This is a genomic window from Flavobacterium sp. JAS (genome assembly GCF_020991455.1).
Lineage (GTDB): Bacteria > Bacteroidota > Bacteroidia > Flavobacteriales > Flavobacteriaceae > Flavobacterium.
In genome coordinates this window covers 73,231-90,283 of sequence record NZ_JAJMOX010000003.1, presented here as the reverse complement: position 1 = coordinate 90,283, position 17,053 = coordinate 73,231, and the positions used below count along the sequence as shown (strand labels likewise).

The following is a 17,053-nucleotide window of genomic DNA, read 5'->3' as shown; positions in this document are numbered from 1 at the left end:
TATTATGAAAGAACTGGATTTACTAAAAAAAGACTGGCAAAAGAACTCGGATTCTTTTCAACAAATTTCTGAAACAGAGATCTACAAAATGATTCACAAAAAATCGTCTTCGATCGTGAAGTGGATTTTGATTATTAGCATTTTGGAGGTTTCCTTTTGGACTTTTTCAAACTTTTTCATCAATACTGATGATGTCTTACAAAAAATAAATCATCCCGAAATCGTGATGGCACTTGAGTTTTTGACTTATTTCAATTATGTTGTTGTATTGATTTTTGTTTTCATTTTCTACAAAAACTACAAAACAATTTCGACAACTGTAGCCACAAAATCTTTAATGAGCGCTATTCTAAGAACCCGAAAAACGGTTCAGTATTATGTGTGGTATAATCTGGGAATGATTGTAATAACAGCTATTTTAAGCTTCTTTATTGCATTTGTTTACAATCCGGACATGGCATTTTTAAGAGAAAAATTAGCCATAAACGGAAAAGCAATGTTTGTTACAATTGGAATCTTAATCCTGGTTATTTTAGGTTTCTTTGGGCTGTTCTGGTGTTTTTACAGACTTATTTACGGAACTTTATTACGCAGATTACACGCAAATTATAAGGAGTTGAAGAAGATAGATTTTTAATTTAAGGCGCTAAGATTCTGAGATACTAAGGTTCTAAGTTTTTTTCTTGAAACTTGAAACCAATAAAACCTGAAACAAAAAAATTTAGTGTTCGTTTTCTGAAGCTTTGTAACTCCATCTTCTCATTTCGTTAAGTTCTTCCTCTACTTTAATTTCTTCGGCTGGAATTACTTTTAAAAATGATGGATGTTGCTCAATTGCGTATTCTACTTTTTCTACGATTTCTTCAATAGTATCGTTTTCATAATCAATATCAAGAGGTTCTTTGATGATGAATGATTGTAGAATTCCTTTTTTCTTCATTCGCAAACCCTTTTTGTCAAACGATCGGCGAAAGCCATCAATAACAATAGGAATTACAATTGGTTTGTGTTGTTTGATGATATGAGCAGTTCCTTTTCGAACAGGCTTAAATGATTTTGTTGTTCCTTGCGGAAATGTAATTACCCAGCCGTCCTCTAGCGCAATTCTGATATTTTCAGTGTCATTTGGGTTAACCTCACGTTTTTCAGTAACATCTACACCTTTGGCACGCCAGGTTCTTTCGACAGTAATTGCACCAACATAAGCTAAAATTCTTGGCAATAAACCGGCCTGCATGGTCTCTTTGGCAGCGACATAATAAATATTCATCTTTGGCTGCCACAAATAACCAATGTTCTTAATAGTATCTTGACGTCCGCTTAAACTTGCGTTAAAGACATGAAACATAGCTACAACATCGGCAAAATAAGTCTGGTGATTTGAAATAAACAAAACATTTGTATCCGGAAGCGTTTTAATAATTTCAGATCCTTCGATTTGCAATTCATTAAAACCCCTATATCTTCTATGCGTCATGGCACCCAAAACACGGATTAACCATTTTTTGATGAATAATATATGTCCGAAAGGATTTCGTTTAAACAATCCCATAGCTGTTTATTGTATTTTTTTGTTAGGACGCAAACATACAAAAATTATTCTTTTAGCGATACTTCAAAACAATTTCGGAAATAAATTGTTATTATAATGAATATCAAATTGTTAATTTTATGTTTTACGAATTTTCTTCAAAAGTCAATTTCAAGACATCTCTCAACTCACTTAAAATCATTGCGGTTGCTCCCCAAACAATATGATTTTGAATGTTAAATGCCGGAACTAAAATATTATTGGCGTAAGAAGTTGACAATGTGGCTTCGATAATAATTTCGTCATTCAAAAAAACAGATAATGGCAACTCTATAATATCAGCAACTTCTCTGACATCTGGATAAAAGGAGAGTTCTTCTTTCGAAATTCCTAAAAACGGATGTACTAAAAAATTACTCGGCGGAATATACATTGGAGAAAAATGCTTAATTATTTCTATTTTATTCGGCATTACCCCTACTTCTTCGTGTGTTTCTCTTAAGGCTGTTTCTGCAAAATCTGCATCAGTAGCTTCATACTTTCCTCCGGGAAAAGCAATTTGTGACGAATGAACTCCGTTATAAGCATTTCTGACAATTAAAACCAAATGAGTTTTTCCATTCTTTGGATAAAAAAGCATCATCACAGCAGCAATTCTTGGATTCTCGGCTTTGAAATCCATATTTTTTAAAGACTCTATTCTTTCTTTTGGAGCCATTTTTATATGTGCCGAAATTGCCGGAAGTTCAATCGGAATTAAATTAGGAACATATTGTAAAAAATATTGAAAATCCATGAGCAAAGTTTATTTTTGTACTTTCAAATAAAATATAAATATACTCCAGAAAACGCGGTTCCACAAGTTTTCTAAAAACCAAAGCCATAAAAATGTACAGTAAAGAAGAATCGCAGAAAATAAAAAGAGAATTTTGGGTGGCTTTCGCCGAAAAATATCCACGCAAATGGGTGCTTTATGATACCAAGATTAAAGATTTCTCTTTTAAATTTTATGTTGACAATAAAAAAGCACAGGTTTTAATTGATATCGAACACCGAAGCGACGAAAAACGAACAGCTTACTTTGAAAAAATAGAAGCTTTAAAAAACATTCTGGAAGAAGAATTTATCAAAGATTTGGTTTTCGAAAAAAACTACACTTTAGAAAGTGGTAAAACCATAAGCCGAATTTGGATCGAAAAACAAGGCGTAGGTTTCAGCAATCGCAATAATTGGGATGCTATTTTTGATTTCTTTTTTGAGAAAATGAATGCTCTTGAAATGTTTTATCTCGAATATGATGAGTTTATAAAGGATATTGATTCTTAAAAAGAGGTATTAAGGCGCTGAGACGCTAAGTAACTAAGGTTTTTATATAGTAAGCCCGACAAGTTTTTGAAACCTGTCGGGCTTGCTATTTCATGACGATATGATTCTTATTTATTTCGAAACTTTAAGTTGCAATTTTTTTAACTCCTTTTATCAATAACCAAAAAACCATTGCAAATTCGGCTACAGAAGAGGTTAATCCAACAATTATTCCTGTTACTGAATAATGATAAGCGGGAAATAATACAAAAGTAAAAGCATCTAACACATAAGCAGATCCTCCAATAATTAATAATATTCCTAAAATTTTAGGTATAAATCCGGATCTGTATACTAATTGCCCAAAAGGAATTAACCAAAGTCCCCAAAAGATTCCGATAACTACATTTCCGTAATTATACATTTTAATAAATGCCATTATTAATGATTGCAATTGAGCAGGTGGAAAACCTTTTGTCAAATTCTCTTTCAATAACAATAAGGCAAACAATTGATTAAAAATAATTAGAAACGCAATTGGAACTCCAACAATTACTAATGCAAACATAGTTCTGGACAAATGTTTGTTCACATGTTGAAATAATTTATAAAGCTGAAGGACTAAAAACACAAATAAAGTTTGGCAAACCAAATTGCTCATAATACCAGCACGAAACAAAAACTCATGACGCAAAATAGTTCGAATCGTGAGCGGTAAATTACCGAAATCAATTAATTGCATGGGCACATACATAATACCAAAAACACCCGTTATGGCAATAAATAAGTAAATTAAACCCGCAATTCTGGCTGTTCTTTTTAAGTTGATGTACTCCTGACTCATATCTTAAGTTATTGATTTACTGAAGATCTAAGATACTATTTTTATGTTTTGAAAATTATAATTTAATCGTGATGACTTTTTTATTTTAAATAATAAACCCCGACAGGTTTTGAAAATCTGTCGGGGTTGCTATCAATTTTATGGGTCTTTCACTAAAAAAACCTACACACTAAAAATATTATACACAATAATATGATCGTCGTAGTTAATATAAAGTTGTTTGCGGTAGTCTTGCTTTTTACGGGTAATTATTGAAACTTTACAATCTTTTCCATCATTATCTTTACACATAAAAGAGTAAACGATATCAGTATCGTTTTCTTCTCTTTCGATATAATCTTCAATATTAAAAAGTTGGATTTCCTGCGAATACACCACGATTCGGTGTTTATTGGTATCTAAAATCACGGAGAGATTTACCAAATCAAGATTAGACCATTCACCCCATTTTCCTTTTTCATTTTTCTCTAAGACACTAAATCCAGAAGTCTTAAATTGATAAGACTGACCTTGAACCTGTTGCAATCCAAAGGCAAAAAAAAGAAATATAATAAAGGTGCGTATAGTATTCATAATAGTATTCTTGCAGATAATTAAAACTCAAATTTAGCCATTTCTTTGGAAGCAATTTCAAAATCGGCCATCATTTGTTTAATAATTTGTTCTACCGGTAAAATTTCATGGATAATTCCGGCTATTTGACCAATTTCAAGTTCACCTTCTTCAAGGTCGCCCTCAAACATTCCTCTTTTGGCTCTTGCTCTGCCTAAAAGTTCGGCTAACTCCTCTTTAGAAGGACATCTTTCATATAAAGTCTGAACATCCTGATAAAACTTGTTTTTAATCAATCGTACTGGCGCCAATTCCTTTAATGTTAGCTGTGTGCCACCTTCTTTAACACTCACAATAGTTTGTTTAAAATTATCGTGTGAAGATGATTCTATTGATGCCGCAAAACGACTTCCAACCTGAGCACCATCAGCACCTAAAACCATTACGGCCAACATTCCTCTTCCTGTAGCGATTCCGCCCGCAGCAATAATTGGAATCTGAATTTTTTCTTTTACCATCGGAATCAAAGTCAGCGTTGTTGTTTCATCGCGTCCGTTATGTCCGCCCGCTTCAAAACCTTCTGCAACAATGGCGTCAACTCCCGCTTCTTGGGCTTTTAAGGCAAAAACGCTGCTACTAACAACATGGACAACTGTAATTCCTTTTTCCTTTAAAAAAGACGTCCATGTTTTGGGATTTCCTGCCGAAGTAAAAACGATTTTAACGCCTTCTTCAACCACAATATTCATGATTTCTTCAATGTTTGGATATAACATCGGAATGTTAACCCCGAACGGTTTATCAGTTGCTTTTTTGCACTTCTGAATATGTTCTCTTAAAACTTCCGGATACATTGATCCTGCTCCAATAAGTCCCAGACCTCCGGCATTACTAACCGCCGATGCTAATTTGTAACCACTGTTCCAAATCATTCCGCCTTGAATAATTGGATATTTAATATTGAAAAGTTGCGTAATTCTGTTCATTCAAAAATGCTGTTATTGTTTAATTATCTTTCCTGTTTTATGCAAACCTTCGGCATCAAAAGCATAAAAATAAAGTCCGCTTTGTAAAGATGCCACAGAAAGAATTGGATCTTGATTTGTTATTTGTTTTTCGATTACCTTTTGTCCTAAAACCGAATAAATTGTAACCGAAGCGTTATAATTCTCATCTGAAAATACAAACGAAACTGTTGTTTGAGCCGGATTTGGATATACTGAAAAAACAGAAAGGGCGGTTTGATAATTCTCAACTCCTAAAGTTGATCCAAAATTCGGAATTCCATAACCATAATTATTATCTGGTGCCGAATATCGATCAGAAGACTGAAGTATCATTTGTCGAATTTCTTTATTTGTTTTTGTTGGAAAAGCCTGCCACAAACACGCAATCATCCCTGCCATAATTGGACATGAAAATGAAGTACCGCTTGCTGTACCAATATTTCCATTTGGATCAGAAACAACAGCCGGTGCTCCTTGTGCCATAACATCGGGTTTTATTCTGTTATCAAAACTTGGCCCAATAGAACTGGAACCAGCTTTTACTTTTGCTGCCGTAACAGAACCAACTGTTATAACCGAAACTGCATCAGCCGGTGCGCCAATGTGCGGTTCGATAGTACTTCCTTCATTTCCTGCCGATGCGACTACGATTATTCCTTTACTAAAAGCGATTTCAGCTCCGCGGGAAATAAAATTTGTAGTACCGTTCATATCACTGTAAGTGTGGCTATAATTGGCGTTATCAAACCCAAAATATCCTAGCGAAGTCGTAATTATATCTACACCAAAATAATCTGCTCTTTCGGCAGCTTCTACCCAAAGTGACTCTTCTACAGGATTCTCAGAGGCATCGTTTTCTGTAATAAACAAATAAAATGAAGCACTTGGAGCAGTTCCTACCAAAGCATTTTCTTTATAACCGCCAATTGTAGAAAGCACTTTTGTACCATGATCATCCCCGGCATAAAAATTATCATTTCTGTTTACAAAATCATATCCACCTAAAATTTGATTGTTAGTGATAAGATTCTGAAAAGGCTGAGCTGTGTTTACACCTGGAAAACCTGCATCTAAAACTGCAATTATCTTACCTGAACCGGTATAATTTTTTTGGTGTAAAACTTGTCCATTAAGCATCTGAATTTGATTTGCTGAATTTCCGTAAGCATAATCAATTGTAGTTTTGAGCTTATCATTTGTCTGGGCTATTTTATTCTCAGAAACTTTTTTACCCGTTGTGTTTAGAGTTTTATTAGCAAAAACTACTTTATTGACAAATGAAAGTGTTTTTAAAACCAAAATATCCGTTTGCGTACCTCGAATATGAAGTACATTCAGCCATTTAGATTGTGCCATTACAACAATTCCTGTAGCTGATTTTACCTGATTGATATAAGTTTGCTCCACAGGAACGTCAGTAAGATCTAACGAGATATTTTGATTGGTTCTTCGTTGCAAAGCACGTGCAGAAAGCATTTCAGACGGATTGTCTAAAAAGTGCTGTGCATTTGGTTTATCTTTAAAATATACCCAAGCGTCTTCTTGCGAAAACATCACAGTCGAAAAAACCAATAAAAGAAATGTATAGTAGTGCTTCATAGTTTACTTTTTTAGAAGGGAAACCCTTTGTAAAAAAGTATAAAGCTAAGAAATTACTCCCGAACCAACTAATTCATTATCGAAATACCAAGCCACAAACTGACCTTCTGTAATTGCAGATTGTGGTTCGTCAAAACTAACGTACATTCCGTCTTCAAATTGGTGTAAAGTTGCTTTTTGTATTGGTTGACGGTAACGAATTCTTGCCATAACTTCCATAGTTTCGCCCACTTTTAAAGCCAAATCTGTACGGATCCAGTGTACTTCAGATTTTTCGATAAATAAAGCTTTTTTAAATAAACCAGGATGCTGACTTGTTAAACCAGTGTAAATAGTATTGGTTTCAACATCAGTAGCAATGATAAATAACGGATCTGTTGTTCCGCCTACATTCAATCCTTTTCTTTGTCCAATGGTAAAATAATGAGCACCTTGATGCTTTCCAACTACTTTACCCATTGTTGGAAGATAATCTCGTTTTTTAGCTTCTAATTTCAGTTCTTCTTCTACTGATAAACCAGTTGGTTTTTCGATCGTATAGATAGGATCGTTTTTATCAATCTGAACAATTTTACCTTCTTTTGGCTGCAATTTTTGTTGCAGAAATTCCGGTAAACGAACTTTTCCGATGAAACATAACCCTTGAGAATCTTTCTTTTCAGCAGTTACCAAATCCATTACGGCAGCGATTTCGCGAACTTCCGGTTTTGTTAAAGCACCAATTGGAAATAATGATTTGGCCAATTGCTCTTGCGACAACTGACATAAAAAATACGATTGATCTTTATTATTATCAGCTCCGGCAATTAATTGGTAAACTGGTTTTCCATCAACTTCAATTTCATTTTTTTGACAATAATGTCCTGTTGCCACATAATCAGCCCCAAGACTTAAAGCAATTTTCATGAAAACATCAAATTTGATTTCGCGATTACAAAGTACGTCAGGATTTGGAGTTCTTCCTTTTTCGTATTCGTTGAACATATAATCAACTATTTTTTCTTTGTATTCTTCACTTAAATCGACAGTTTGAAACGGTATTCCGAGTTTTTCAGCTACTAATAAAGCATCATTACTATCCTCTAACCACGGACATTCATTAGAAATAGTAACAGAATCATCGTGCCAATTTTTCATAAAAAGCCCAATAACTTCGTATCCTTGTTGTTGCAATAAATAAGCAGCAACACTAGAATCTACTCCACCAGAAAGTCCAACAACTACACGTTTCATTCTAAATCGTTTATATTTTTACAAGGGTGCAAAGATAAGCCATATTTTAGATAATCGTAATAGTTTTAATTAGTTTATATAATGCTGTAGTAGATAAAACTTATTGCTTTTTTTAATTACTTTTAATTATCAATAAAAATGTCATGCAAAAATATATTTACAGTCTGGTTTTTCTATTCGTCATAACTGCTTTAAGTGCGCAAAGATTCACTTCATCATTACCTAATTATGAAGCGTATAAAGCATTTAGAGGCAAACCTTTATCTGATAAATTTTCGAATATTGAATCTGTAAAAGTTATTTATGATCTAAAAAAGCAAAAGATGTATTACTTCAATAGTAACTTAATTCATTTGCATTATGATTTTGTAACCGGTTATTTAGGTTATAGCCAGGATTTGGAAGTTTTTAATAATGAAAACTATAGCGATACTCCAAAAGACAGAGATTTTTTATTGGGAAATCTAAATCACATCAAAGGAACCGAAAAATGGATTTTTGAATTAGCTGCTTCAGATCACATGCCAATTGAATCAATTGAACGATTTTACAATTTAATCGTAAAATCGACTTTTATTGGTTCAAATCTAAAATTCTACCTAAATAATCCCACTCAAATGGAATGGTTTCAGCAAGGTAAATTCAAAATTCCTTGTATAAAATCTGATTATATTTTTAATGAAATTAAATATCAGGAAGTGGTTGCCGGAACAAATGTTGGTATTCTGAAACAATATAAAATCAAAGACTTAGAAACTATAAAACCGAATCCTGATGAAATTATTCTTTTGGACGGAACACCAGATATTTTACCTAATGTAAGAGGAATTATTGTAAATGAATTACAAACTCCGTTGAGTCATTTAGTGCTTTTAGGTAAAAATAGAAAAATCCCGATAATGGCGTACACAACGGCTTTACAGGATAATAATATCAAAAGATTACTTTCGAAAAAAGTAGAACTAAAAATCGAAATTGATACTTTTTACATCAAAGAAACCACTAAAAAAATTGAGCAAAAAGCTATTACCAAAAAGAAAAAATTAATCATTGATAATAGCATTACTGATTTAGTCGATTTAGCTGTAATTCCGAAAAAGGGAATAAATTACATTGGTGCTAAAGCTCAAAACATGGCTTATTTAATTGCTATTTCAAAAGAAATTTCATTTAAAACTCCTGAAAATGCTCACGCCATTCCGTTTTACTTTTACACAAAACACATTCAGAAAAAGTCAATTTCGCCACTAATTTCAGAGCTTTTAGAATACCCCAATAAAGATTCAACAGTTTGGATTCACAAACAATTGAAAAAGATTCGTGATGCAATTAAAAAAGAACCTGTAGATCCGGAATTAATTGCAAAACTGAACCAAACCTTTAAAAATGCTGCTTTCAAGAATTTTAGATTTAGATCATCGACTAATGCCGAAGATTTAGATGATTTTAATGGCGCTGGATTATATGATTCTAAAACCGGAATTCTCGGTGATAGCATAAAGACTTTTGAAAAAGCTATTAAACAAGTTTGGGCAAGCGTTTGGAATGAAGCTTCGTATAATGAAAGAGAGCTTTTTGGTATCGATCAGCATAATATTGCAATGGGAGTTCTAGTGCATCGCTCTTTTCCGGACGAACTGGCAAATGGTGTCGCAATAACCAAAAACATCTTTAGAGAAAATTTCTCTGGCATCACTGTTAATGTTCAAAAAGGAGAAAACTCTGTGGTAAAACCCGAAAAAGGAGAAATCTGCGAGCAATTTGTTGCTTATCATTTTAATTCAGGAACTGATGATACAGACTTTGATGTAGATTATACCTCAAACTCTAACTTAAACAATAACGAGCCCTTGTTAAGCCGAAAAGAAATGAGCAGGCTTTTTCTTGTCAGTTCTAAAATTGAAGAGAAAATGTATCGCTATTGGAAAAAAAACCGATACCATCCAGTTGATATAGAATTTAAGATTGTTGGAGCAAACAGAGATTTATACGTCAAACAAGTACGACCTTTTAATGAATAATCAATAGAAAACCTGAAGATCGATTTCGTTTGAAACGGTATTTATATTCACGATTTTAAAATCAAAATCATCAATATTTATTTTTTGCTGAATAGAATCTCGAATGTTTTTATTGTCTAAAGAAAAATTACTTTCTAAGGTTATTTTCATATCTACTATATTCAAATATTTAGAAGCTTTTTTATTGACTAAAACGGAGGCTATAATATAGAATCCGATGATAATAGATTGGAAAAACAAAAGCACTTCTATCTTTTCATACGGATACATAATATCTAAAATAGAAAGTGTGATTGTGGCAAAAAGAAAGATAATCGCATTAACTGTAAAAGACTGGGTTCTAAATCTTAAAATAGAGAAAATAGCAAATAACCCAAACCCAATTCCAACGCCAATCTCGATTTTTGTAAACAAATAACAAAGTGAGAAAGTACACAGACCAACAATAACCATCAGAGGATTTATGGTTTCATTATCTTTTCTGTTAGAGAAAAAATACAAAATCAAAATTGAGAAAAACAATAATAAAAATCTTCCAGAAAGCTCGTTTAAATCCATTTGGCTAAAGTATTAAGTCAATCAAATTTAGAAAAAAGTTTGCCACTAATTTTAGGATTTTTCACCAATTATCATTACTGGTTATTTTTCCAATTATAATCTTTTGACCAATTATAAAACTTATCAAGTTCAGCTTGATTTTTTTTATGCCATTTCACAACATCTTCACTATCTGAATCTACATATGCAATATAGGCAAAAGCTTCAATAAGTTTTTTATTTTTCATTTCAATGAAGTATGGCGCAAAAAATTTCCAATAAAAACCAAAATTATCCTTTTTAGTTTCTTCCAGTGATGCACAAATTACCTCAAACTTTCGGATAAAATTTTCAACTTCTGTTTTTTTAATATTTTTTTTATCATAATCTAAACCCGAAGCCATTGACAAAATTAAATCTACCTGAGAAAAATCATCCTCTTTCTTTACACCCGTTGAATCAGGAAGCATACTGGAATTAATATTTATCGTAATCGATTTTTCATCCGTTTGTTTAACTCCTTGCGTCAATATTTTTTTTAAATTTTCAAGATTCTTTTTGGATCTGGATGTTTGAGGTTCCACAATTAAAAATCTTGAAAAAGCTAAAATTGCAGGAATTCTATGATCGCCCATTTCCAAGAGTCCGATAGCATTTAAAGAACCTGCATGTTTTGGATTGATAAGCAATGCTCTTTGAAAACAAGAAATCGCCTCACTATACCTATTACTATTCGTATAACAGATCCCTTTATTAAATTGCAATTGATAATAATTAGGATATTTTTGGATACCTTCTTCATAAATCCTAAGTGCTTCATCAGTCTTCTTTAAATGATCTAATGAATTAGCATAACTAACATATATATTTTTCAGATCATCACTTGAATGACTTAAAATAGCAAGTTTACAAACGTTTATTGACTCATCATATTTACCCGCTGAATTCAATGACATTGCTTTTTCGGATAATGCCAATAAGTTATCTTTATCTATTTCTAAAGCTTTACTATACTTATCTATTGCACCAGTGTAATCTCCTTTATCATGAAGAATAACACCTTCATTTACAAGTTTTTCAGCATCAACTTTATTTTGAGCATACGCACCTGAGATCAATAAGAACAATAATAAGACTTTAACTTTCATAGATTTTTATATTTATCGTATAAACTTAGTATTTTTTAATTTAAAAAATAAGTTTACCAAAAAATCTATTCAGTTTTAGGTTTTGAATCGGCTTGGTAATTGCTTTTTGGATCGCTCATGTTTACCTCTTTTGTAAATTTACCTTTTAAGTAAAACTGCCATTTTCCGACTTTTTTTCCATTTAAAAATTTTCCTTTAGAAGCAATTACTCCTTCAGAATCATAAAAAATAGCATCACCATTATATTGGTCATTAGCATAAATAGTTTGTTCTAAAAGAGTTCCATTCTGTCCGTATTTTTTATAAATACCCTCTTTCACACCATTCTTATACGTCATTTCTTCGGCAACTTTACTGTTGGGGTAATAAACAGTTCTCGCGCCTTCTAACTTACCATTTTTGTAATTCTCAAGAGTCATAACCACTTTAGAAGATTTGTGATAATACTTCCACTCCCCTTCATTATTCTTTCCAACTACTTTACCTTCGCTTACTATATTTTTATTCTGATCGTAAAAAATATTATAAGCGCTTCCGTTGTTTGCACTAAAATCACGAGTAGCAACGACATCGCCTTTTTTGGTATCATCAAAATATTTAAATATACCAGTTTCTTTTCCGTGGCTAAAAGTTCCTTCATAACGAGGACGTTTAGAAATTTCGTAAGTTCCTTTCCAAACCCCGTCTTTTTTTCCGTTAGCGTCCAGCTTATTAAAATCCTGCGCCGAAACGGCTAAGGCGTTTAAGAAAAGTAATCCGATAATTATCTTTTTATAAATCATATTATATTCAATTTTAAACTTTAACGAAAATGCTTTTCATAAAGTATAATTTAGATATAAAAAAATCCCGATGACTCGAGATTTTTTTACTTTTTATTTCTTTTTACCTTTTGCAGCTTCTTGTTGCTCCATAACTTCCTGAAGACGTTGTTGAAACTTGCTTTGTTTTTTAGGCTCTTTTAATTTATTCTCTTGAATTTGAGCATGAATTTTATCTGTATCAACAATATAATTTTTGATTACAAACATAATTCCAATTGTAATTAAGTTTGAAATAAAGTTATACAAACTCAAACCTGCACCATAACTATTGAAGAAAATTAACATCATTAATGGCGAAACATAAATCATGATTTTCATCATTTTCGCCATATCCGGCATACCTTCTTGCTGAGGCGCAGCCATTTGCTGATCTCCAGAAGTCATTTTCATGTAGAAGAAAATCGCAATTGCTGCCATAATTGGGAACAAACTGATATGATCTCCATACAACGGAATGTGGAATGGTAATTTTACAACAGCATCAAAAGATGATAAATCGTCTGCCCAAAGGAAACCTTTTTGTCTTAACTCAAAAGCAGATGGGAAGAACTGGAATGATGCATACATAAACGGAAGCTGAATCAATGCCGGGATACATCCTGCCATTGGGTTTACTCCTGCTTTGTTGTACAACTTCATTGTCTCTTGTTGTTTCTTCATTGGGTCTTTTTTGAATTTTTCTCCCAACTCTGTAATCTCCGGACGTAAAACTTTCATTTTAGCCTGTGACAAGAAAGACTTATATGTAATTGGCGACATAGCCAATTTGATAATAATTGTAAAAATGATAATCGCAATTCCTAATGACAATCCAATAGTAGAACTCAAGAATCCGAATAACGGAATGAAAATCCATTTGTTAATCCATCCGAAAATTCCCCAACCTAATGGAATAATTTTTTCGAAGTTTTTATCGTATGCTTTTAAAGTTTTATAATCAGCTGGTCCAAAATACCAACTCATTTTATAATCTACCTCTCCATTAGAAAAAGCTAAAGGAACAGTTGCTTTAAATTGTTTAATATAAGTGGTATCAATATTTTCATCTTTCACTAAATCGTCAGATTGTAATTTAGATCTTTCAAATGGTTTATCAGTTGATAAAATAGTGGTGAAAAAGTGTTGTTTAAAAGCTACATAACTCACTTTTGCAGGAGTATCTTCTTTTCCTACACCATGACTTACTGAACTGTATTTTTCATCACCATATTCATATTCAATTTGAGCAAAACGTTTTTCGATAGAAACACTTTTTTCATTTCTGTTCGTTTTCAAATCCCAAACTAAATCTAATGGCTTAGATGAATTTAAAACTTTATTCAATCCTTGAGAACGAATATCAAAACCAACTAAATAATCGTTTGGTTTCAATACATATTTGTATTCTAAGAATTCGTTAGCACCAGCTTTCAAACGCATTGTCAAAATTTGGTCTGCACCATTTTTTGTCAAAGTTGGTTCAAAAAATAAATCTTTAGAATTTAAAGTTCTGTTATCTGTAGTTTGTAATTGAATGTTTAGATTCGCATTATTATCTTTAATCAATTCAACTAATTGCCCAGAATTTTTCTCAAATCTTTTGAATTCTTTCAACTTAGCTTCAACTATATAACCACCTTTATTAGCGATTTTAAGTATCATCTTTTCGTTTTCGATAGTTGTGAAAGCTTCTTTTGCAGAAGGAAGTGTCGCTGAATAAGCAAAACCACCTAATGTTTTTTGCAATTGTGCCAATTGAACTGTATCGCCAGGAGTTGTAGCTGCAGCAATTGGTAAAACAGCTGTTTTAGTTTTATCCGCTTTAGCTTGTGCTTCTTGTTTAGCAACTAATTCTTTTTTAGCTTTTTCAGCAGCAATCTCTTTATCAGAAGGCTGATTTTGGTACATAATCCAAATCAAAATTCCAAATATCAATACAAAACCAATGATTGAATTAAGATCAAATTTTTTTTCTTCCATTATAATTTAAAAAAGTTATTCATTAAAGACTATTAGTAATGAGTTTGACTCAAAAGTTACATCCTTTAGAATATTAATTATTATTTTTTGTGCGCATTTACTGCAGCAGCCACAAAGTTTACAAAAATTGGATGTGGGTTTGCCACTGTACTTTTGTATTCAGGGTGGTATTGAACACCAATGAAAAACGGGTGATTTTCAAGCTCTACGATTTCTACTAAACCTGTATCAGGATTTACTCCAGAAGCTTTTAAACCTGCTTTTTGTAATTCATCAGCATATTTATTGTTGTACTCATAACGGTGACGGTGACGCTCTGAGATCGTTTTTTGACCGTAAATTTTATACGCTAAAGTGTTTGGTTTAATATCACATTTCCAAGCACCAAGACGCATTGTTCCACCTTTATCAGTAATTGTTTTTTGCTCTTCCATCAAATTCACAACCGGATGAGACGTTTTATCATTCATCTCAGTAGAATTCGCATCAGTATAACCTAAAATATTTCTTGAATATTCAATAACAGACATTTGCATTCCTAAACAAATTCCGAAGAATGGAATATTGTTTTCACGTGCATAACGAACTGCTTCAATTTTTCCTTCAATACCTCTTTCTCCAAAACCAGGAGCTACTAAAACTCCATCCAGACCACTTAATTTCTCAGCAATATTATCAATATTAATATGCTCTGAATGAATAGAAATTACATTTACTTTGGTTTCGTTTGCAGCACCTGCATGAATGAACGCCTCTAAAATAGATTTGTAACAATCCTGCATTTCTACATATTTTCCAATCAAACCAATATTTACAGTATGTTTTGGATTTTTTAATCTGCGTAAGAAAGTATTCCAGTTCTTTAAATCCGGAGATGCTTTTTTAGGTAAATCTAATTTTTTCAAAGCCACAACATCTAATCCTTCTTCAAGCATTAAATTTGGAACTTCGTATATTGTTGAAGCATCAATTGACTGAATAACTGCTTCTTTTTTAACATTGCAAAACAAAGCAAGTTTTTGACGTAATTCCTGAGACAATTCGTGCTCAGTTCTACAAACCAAAATATCTGCTTTGATACCGCTTTCCATCAAAGTTTTTACCGAGTGCTGTGTTGGTTTTGTTTTTAACTCACCCGCAGCAGCCAAATAAGGAACTAATGTTAAATGAATAACGATTCCGTTATTTTCACCTAATTCCCAAACTAATTGACGAACAGACTCTATATAAGGTAATGATTCAATATCACCAACAGTTCCACCAATTTCAGTAATAACAATATCATAATCACCAGATTTACCCAGCAATTGCATTCTGTCTTTGATTTCGTTTGTAATATGAGGAACAACCTGAACTGTTTTGCCTAAAAACTCTCCTCTTCTTTCTTTTTCAATAACCGAAAGATAAACTCTTCCTGTAGTAACGTTATTTGCCTGAGAAGTAGGAACATTCAGGAAACGCTCGTAGTGACCTAAATCTAAATCTGTTTCAGCACCATCATCTGTTACATAACATTCTCCGTGCTCATACGGATTTAACGTACCTGGATCTACATTTATGTACGGATCAAATTTTTGAATAGTTGTACGGTATCCTCTTCCTTGTAACAATTTTGCTAAAGATGCCGCGATAATTCCTTTTCCTAATGAAGAAGTCACACCGCCTGTAACAAAAATATATTTTGTTTGATTCATTCTGTTGTTGTTTGTATTGTAGTTGTGTAAAAAACTTGGCAAAAGTACAAATTTAATTAGATAATTTATCAATTAGAGAATGAGATAATTTGCAAATTTTTAATTAGATCGATTACTTGGTTTTGTAATCGATAATTTTAAGCTTTTATTAGGATTATTTTTGAAGAATACTCTTATTACTGAATATAAAATAATCTTTCAAATATCGTTTAGTAAAAGGACAAATGCAAAAACAAGGAGATTATTTGGTATCAATAACTAATATCAATTCTTATAGAGGTAAGTTTTAACCAAAAAAAAATATTATAATTTTAAAACATCGACTTGTACACATTTACGAATTCAGGCTGGAATTCTGTGGTGTCAATTTGTTTTTAAAAATTATAATATTTTTATGTTTCAAATATTAGAATTTCAAAATATTGACTTGTACACATTAATAAATTCAGTCTTGAATTCTGTGGTATCAATTAGTTTTTAAAAATTGTAATATTTTTATATATCAAACTTAAATAAAAAAAACGATATCGCCAAAGATTTTTCTTACTATTTTTAATTTGGTTTTGGATATTGTTTTTTAATGTTCCGAATTAATTCTTCCAGTCCGTTTAATTTTAATTCGTAAACAAGCGCTAATTGCTGCCCTAATTCCCCTTTTGGAAAGCCTTTATTGTGATACCAAACGACATAATATTCTGGTAAATCGATTAAAAACCATCCTTCGTATTTTCCGAAAGGCATTTTGGTATGAGCTAATTTTATGAGAAGTTTTTTGTCTGGTTCCATTTTTTTTTAAAGA

General features: G+C 32.2%; 16 protein-coding genes. 3 read left to right on the top strand and 13 right to left on the bottom strand.

The window, feature by feature from the left end; all coding sequences use genetic code 11:
* The first annotated feature begins 4 nt into the window (after positions 1-4).
* Positions 5-637 carry a hypothetical protein gene (locus LPB88_RS04430; RefSeq protein ID WP_230712850.1) on the top strand — a complete coding sequence of 211 codons (633 nt, stop codon included), beginning with the start codon at positions 5-7 and terminating at the stop codon, positions 635-637.
* Between the two features lie 84 nt (positions 638-721).
* Here LPB88_RS04430 and LPB88_RS04425 read toward each other — a convergent pair whose 3' ends face one another.
* Together LPB88_RS04425 and LPB88_RS04420 are read right to left on the bottom strand one after the other, a co-directional pair.
* A complete protein-coding gene (locus LPB88_RS04425) occupies positions 722-1,552 on the bottom strand; it encodes a 1-acyl-sn-glycerol-3-phosphate acyltransferase (protein WP_089352671.1) in 831 nt (276 codons plus the stop codon).
* 124 nt (positions 1,553-1,676) lie between these two features.
* The gene (locus LPB88_RS04420; protein WP_230712848.1) at positions 1,677-2,327 is read right to left on the bottom strand and encodes a CoA pyrophosphatase; all 651 of its coding nucleotides are present in this window, start codon (positions 2,325-2,327) and stop codon (positions 1,677-1,679) included.
* A gap of 92 nt (positions 2,328-2,419) precedes the next feature.
* Between LPB88_RS04420 and LPB88_RS04415 the strand changes: the two genes are divergently transcribed.
* On the top strand, positions 2,420-2,857 hold the full coding sequence (locus LPB88_RS04415; protein ID WP_230712846.1) for a DUF4268 domain-containing protein: 438 nt from the start codon (positions 2,420-2,422) through the stop codon (positions 2,855-2,857).
* A 124-nt stretch (positions 2,858-2,981) separates the two neighbouring features.
* On the opposite strand, the gene LPB88_RS04410 is transcribed toward LPB88_RS04415, so the two are convergent.
* The 5 genes from LPB88_RS04410 to mnmA form a co-directional block, all read right to left on the bottom strand.
* A complete protein-coding gene (locus LPB88_RS04410) occupies positions 2,982-3,680 on the bottom strand; it encodes a DUF4386 domain-containing protein (RefSeq protein WP_230712844.1) in 699 nt (232 codons plus the stop codon).
* 162 nt (positions 3,681-3,842) lie between these two features.
* A complete protein-coding gene (locus LPB88_RS04405; RefSeq protein WP_230712842.1) occupies positions 3,843-4,253 on the bottom strand; it encodes a hypothetical protein in 411 nt (136 codons plus the stop codon).
* Positions 4,254-4,273: 20 nt separating this feature from the next.
* Positions 4,274-5,218, bottom strand: coding sequence for a nitronate monooxygenase family protein (locus LPB88_RS04400; RefSeq protein ID WP_230712841.1), 945 nt, complete (start codon positions 5,216-5,218; stop codon positions 4,274-4,276).
* 12 nt (positions 5,219-5,230) lie between these two features.
* Complete coding sequence (locus LPB88_RS04395; RefSeq protein ID WP_230712839.1) at positions 5,231-6,838, bottom strand: S8 family serine peptidase; 1,608 nt, start codon at positions 6,836-6,838, stop codon at positions 5,231-5,233.
* 45 nt (positions 6,839-6,883) lie between these two features.
* On the bottom strand, positions 6,884-8,071 hold the full coding sequence (gene mnmA / locus LPB88_RS04390; protein WP_230712837.1) for a tRNA 2-thiouridine(34) synthase MnmA: 1,188 nt from the start codon (positions 8,069-8,071) through the stop codon (positions 6,884-6,886).
* Positions 8,072-8,214: 143 nt separating this feature from the next.
* Between mnmA and LPB88_RS04385 the strand changes: the two genes are divergently transcribed.
* Positions 8,215-10,092: a PEP/pyruvate-binding domain-containing protein gene (locus LPB88_RS04385; protein ID WP_230712835.1), complete on the top strand. Its 1,878-nt coding sequence runs from the start codon at positions 8,215-8,217 to the stop codon at positions 10,090-10,092.
* Here the strand turns inward: LPB88_RS04385 and LPB88_RS04380 are convergent, their stop codons facing one another.
* The 6 genes from LPB88_RS04380 to LPB88_RS04355 all read right to left on the bottom strand — a co-directional run bounded on the left by LPB88_RS04380 (position 10,093) and on the right by LPB88_RS04355 (position 17,040).
* Positions 10,093-10,650: a DUF4956 domain-containing protein gene (locus LPB88_RS04380; RefSeq protein ID WP_230712833.1), complete on the bottom strand. Its 558-nt coding sequence runs from the start codon at positions 10,648-10,650 to the stop codon at positions 10,093-10,095. It abuts the gene before it with no gap.
* Positions 10,651-10,724: 74 nt separating this feature from the next.
* Entirely contained in the window at positions 10,725-11,777 is a 1,053-nt protein-coding gene (locus tag LPB88_RS04375; protein ID WP_230712831.1) for a tetratricopeptide repeat protein, read from the bottom strand.
* Between the two features lie 65 nt (positions 11,778-11,842).
* Complete coding sequence (locus LPB88_RS04370) at positions 11,843-12,559, bottom strand: toxin-antitoxin system YwqK family antitoxin (RefSeq protein ID WP_230712829.1); 717 nt, start codon at positions 12,557-12,559, stop codon at positions 11,843-11,845.
* A 93-nt stretch (positions 12,560-12,652) separates the two neighbouring features.
* Entirely contained in the window at positions 12,653-14,560 is a 1,908-nt protein-coding gene (yidC, locus tag LPB88_RS04365; protein ID WP_230712827.1) for a membrane protein insertase YidC, read from the bottom strand.
* Between the two features lie 80 nt (positions 14,561-14,640).
* Entirely contained in the window at positions 14,641-16,254 is a 1,614-nt protein-coding gene (locus LPB88_RS04360; RefSeq protein WP_089352741.1) for a CTP synthase, read from the bottom strand.
* 552 nt (positions 16,255-16,806) lie between these two features.
* The gene (locus tag LPB88_RS04355) at positions 16,807-17,040 is read right to left on the bottom strand and encodes a DUF3820 family protein (RefSeq protein WP_230712825.1); all 234 of its coding nucleotides are present in this window, start codon (positions 17,038-17,040) and stop codon (positions 16,807-16,809) included.
* Positions 17,041-17,053: the final 13 nt, after the last annotated feature.

Bases quoted from the DNA above. Each gene is read 5' to 3' on its own strand.
- LPB88_RS04430 (WP_230712850.1), top strand. From the start codon at position 5: ATGAAAGAACTGGATTTACTAAAAAAAGACTGGCAAAAGAACTCGGAT.
- LPB88_RS04395 (WP_230712839.1), bottom strand. From the start codon at position 6,838: ATGAAGCACTACTATACATTTCTTTTATTGGTTTTTTCGACTGTGATG.
- LPB88_RS04360 (WP_089352741.1), bottom strand. From the start codon at position 16,254: ATGAATCAAACAAAATATATTTTTGTTACAGGCGGTGTGACTTCTTCA.
- LPB88_RS04385 (WP_230712835.1), top strand. From the start codon at position 8,215: ATGCAAAAATATATTTACAGTCTGGTTTTTCTATTCGTCATAACTGCT.
- LPB88_RS04425 (WP_089352671.1), bottom strand. From the start codon at position 1,552: ATGGGATTGTTTAAACGAAATCCTTTCGGACATATATTATTCATCAAA.
- LPB88_RS04405 (WP_230712842.1), bottom strand. From the start codon at position 4,253: ATGAATACTATACGCACCTTTATTATATTTCTTTTTTTTGCCTTTGGA.
- LPB88_RS04400 (WP_230712841.1), bottom strand. From the start codon at position 5,218: ATGAACAGAATTACGCAACTTTTCAATATTAAATATCCAATTATTCAA.
- yidC (WP_230712827.1), bottom strand. From the start codon at position 14,560: ATGGAAGAAAAAAAATTTGATCTTAATTCAATCATTGGTTTTGTATTG.
- LPB88_RS04410 (WP_230712844.1), bottom strand. From the start codon at position 3,680: ATGAGTCAGGAGTACATCAACTTAAAAAGAACAGCCAGAATTGCGGGT.
- LPB88_RS04420 (WP_230712848.1), bottom strand. From the start codon at position 2,327: ATGGATTTTCAATATTTTTTACAATATGTTCCTAATTTAATTCCGATT.
- LPB88_RS04415 (WP_230712846.1), top strand. From the start codon at position 2,420: ATGTACAGTAAAGAAGAATCGCAGAAAATAAAAAGAGAATTTTGGGTG.
- LPB88_RS04380 (WP_230712833.1), bottom strand. From the start codon at position 10,650: ATGGATTTAAACGAGCTTTCTGGAAGATTTTTATTATTGTTTTTCTCA.
- LPB88_RS04375 (WP_230712831.1), bottom strand. From the start codon at position 11,777: ATGAAAGTTAAAGTCTTATTATTGTTCTTATTGATCTCAGGTGCGTAT.
- LPB88_RS04355 (WP_230712825.1), bottom strand. From the start codon at position 17,040: ATGGAACCAGACAAAAAACTTCTCATAAAATTAGCTCATACCAAAATG.
- LPB88_RS04370 (WP_230712829.1), bottom strand. From the start codon at position 12,559: ATGATTTATAAAAAGATAATTATCGGATTACTTTTCTTAAACGCCTTA.
- mnmA (WP_230712837.1), bottom strand. From the start codon at position 8,071: ATGAAACGTGTAGTTGTTGGACTTTCTGGTGGAGTAGATTCTAGTGTT.